Here is a 1,480-nt window from a genome sequence, read left to right on the forward strand (position 1 = left end):
CAAGGCTCGGCAGCTGCTACGGTAAGGTTTGAAGTTTGAGGGACCCATCACTGGCACAAGGTTTGCCCGTCTAACCGCTATCTGAACCCATGAGTTTGAAGCGCATGTCACTGGATTACCTGGGCAACCCCATCGACACCCTCAACCCCGCCACCCGTCAGGGCCTGGATGATTTCGTCGGCGGTTTTCTCGGCTATCAGCCCCGTGCCGAGGGCATCCTCGCGGTCGCCGATGCCGACCCCGACTCAGCATTGGCCAACGGATTTGCCGGCCTGCTGCTGATGTTTATCGAGTCGCCCGAGGGCCCTGTGCTGGCCGAGAAGTACCGTCAGCGGGCGGCGGCGGTGAATTCCCGGCATCCACGGGCGCTCGTGTATCTGCAAGTGCTGCAAGCCTGGATCAACGACGAGCTGGATGAAGTGCTGCGCCTCAGCGAGCATCTGCTGGATCTTTATCCGCGGGACCTGCTTGCGGCCAAGCTCAACCAGTACCTGGAATTCAACCGGGGCAACTGGCCGGCGCTGCTGCGGATCGGTTTGAAAGCCACCGCCGGCGCGCCGGATATCGCCCACAGTCACGGGCTACTGGCGTTTGCGTATGAGCAGTGTCATTTGCTGGAGGAAGCCGAGGCCAGTGCGCTTGAGGCGTTGCGGTTGCAGGCGTCCGAGCCATGGGCCCATCACGCATTGGCCCATGTGATGCTGACCCAGGGGCGTATCGAGGAAGGCATCGGGTTTCTGGAGGGCGTGAAGCAGCACTGGGACGGCCTTAACTCGTTCATGTACACCCATAACTGGTGGCATCTCGCGTTGTTTTATCTGGGGCGCGGGGAGGATCAGCGGGTGCTGGAGATTTATGACCGGCATGTGTGGGGGATCTTGCCGGAGTACTCCCAGGATCAGGTGGGCGCGGTGTCATTGCTGGCGCGGCTGGAGCTGGCCGGGATTGATGTGGGTGAGCGGTGGCAGGCGTTGGCGCCCTACCTGCAGCGTCGGGTTGGGGATGCGGTACAGCCATTTTTGAGTGTGCAGTATTTGTATGGATTGGCCCGGGCGGGCAAGCCTGAGGCGGATCAGTTGTTGGCGGCTTTGCGCAGGCACAGTGTGGAAGCGCGGCCGGTTTGGGGGGAAGTGACGTTGCCGTTGGCTGAGGGGTTGTTGGCGCATGCCCGGGGGGATGCCCGGCGGGCGTTGGAACAGCTGGGGATAGCGTTGCCGCGGCTGAATGAGATTGGCGGGAGTCATGCGCAGCGGGATTTGTTTGCGCAGGTGGAGCTGGACGCACGGTTGCGGGTTGGGGATTGGCTTGGGGCGCAGCAGACGCTGGAATTGCGCCGGCGGTATGACGGGCTGGATGTGCCGACGAATCGAGCTTTGGTGGTGGTGTATGAGGCTTTGGGGTTGCCTGGGGAGGCGCTGCGGGCGCGGGCGCGGATTGGGGGGATATCCGTTATTTAGGTGATGGCTTGTATTGGTTCCGC

At 62.4% G+C, this 1,480-nt stretch carries 1 protein-coding gene; it reads left to right on the forward strand.

Annotated elements, in window-relative coordinates:
- Nucleotides 1–104 precede the first annotated feature (104 nt).
- Complete coding sequence (locus tag HX815_RS27305; RefSeq protein WP_177029209.1) at nucleotides 105–1,457, forward strand: tetratricopeptide repeat protein; 1,353 nt, start codon at nucleotides 105–107, stop codon at nucleotides 1,455–1,457.
- The last annotated feature ends 23 nt before the right edge of the window (nucleotides 1,458–1,480 follow it).

The organism is Pseudomonas sp. E6002 (genome assembly GCF_013385565.1).
GTDB lineage: Bacteria > Pseudomonadota > Gammaproteobacteria > Pseudomonadales > Pseudomonadaceae > Aquipseudomonas.